Source organism: Leuconostoc falkenbergense (assembly GCF_014634805.1).
Taxonomy (GTDB): Bacteria; Bacillota; Bacilli; order Lactobacillales; family Lactobacillaceae; genus Leuconostoc; species Leuconostoc falkenbergense.
In genome coordinates this window covers 1-1,097 of record NZ_BMBS01000093.1, presented here as the reverse complement: position 1 = coordinate 1,097, position 1,097 = coordinate 1, and the positions used below count along the sequence as shown (strand labels likewise).

The window sequence follows — 1,097 nt, the reverse complement described above, 5'->3', positions numbered from 1 at the left end:
AAGTCAAATGAAGGCACTCATCAAAAGAAGAAATGTTTTGAATAAAAAATATGATACAACGCTACCCGAAGATATTCCTTTAGAGGTTAAATCAGAACTAGAGCTGATTGAAAATTTGTTAAATGAATTTGACATCAGTCAATCAACTTTTGATGAAAGACCAACAATGATTGGAATTAAAAATTCACGAGATGAAGAATGGTATTTTCAACAAATGAAGCATTGGATAGAAAGACACCCAAATGCTCTTAATGTGAAGTTTAGTCGAAGTAGTGTCTATAAGTTTGCTTTGCACTTCTTCGTAGAAAATATTGCCATTAATGCTAAAAATGCTCGTCTCAATTACTCGGAACTAGCCCAGAAGGTAAATGATGCCAACTCCACAAAAAGTGATTCAAAATTGACTGCGCAATTGGCAAATGTAGAGAATTTATTAGGTTTTCTTTTAACCATGCAGCAACGTCAACTTGAATATATTCCAGAAGGCATTAATTTAGAAAATGGTTTTGTTAAATATGCCATCAACCCCATTAATCCCACAGAGTTCCAACAATTTGGTACACCCACAGAACTCAATCCAAACAATGAATTGGCACAATCTTATGAAGAATATAAAAAAATTCGAAGTCGCGATAAGCAGCTGATCAAAAAATATCACCAAACAGGAGGACAACTCGATGACGATTAAAAAGCATAATAAAAGAAAAGCACAACTGACAAAGTATTTAGAACAACTTGATGAATTCAATTGGCACCATCCTACTCAGGTTAGTGAGATGGCTGACAGTCAACATGAACGCGATAATCGCACGTACTATTTGGCTCAGATAAGTTTAATTCTGTTTAATAACTATCAACAATCCTACATGCAAATTGCTCAAATGCTGAACATGTCTTCCAGAACAGCCCGCCGTTTGACAATTGATTATGAACAAGATTTTGATAGTTTAGAAGAGATTATGGAGGAATTGCAAAATGGCGAAGACTGGTGAAATTGCTGCATTTGCGTTGGGTGAAAAAAAGACGGCAATGGTCAATTTACCAGCACAATTCGTCACGTCTAGTACAGCAGATATGAAGGGACAAAAATACTCAGA

The 1,097-nt window shown here is 35.5% G+C and carries 2 protein-coding genes and 1 pseudogene; all 3 read left to right on the top strand.

Annotated elements, in window-relative coordinates; genetic code table 11:
• Window positions 1-7 precede the first annotated feature (7 nt).
• On the top strand, window positions 8-688 hold the full coding sequence (locus IEU71_RS10100) for a hypothetical protein (protein ID WP_188349662.1): 681 nt from the start codon (window positions 8-10) through the stop codon (window positions 686-688).
• On the top strand, window positions 678-992 hold the full coding sequence (locus tag IEU71_RS10095; protein ID WP_004915877.1) for a hypothetical protein: 315 nt from the start codon (window positions 678-680) through the stop codon (window positions 990-992). The genes IEU71_RS10100 and IEU71_RS10095 overlap by 11 nt, the downstream gene beginning before the upstream one ends.
• Window positions 976-1,097: pseudogene (locus IEU71_RS10355) on the top strand (relaxase MobL); the annotation flags it as partial. The gene IEU71_RS10095 and the pseudogene IEU71_RS10355, both read left to right, overlap by 17 nt.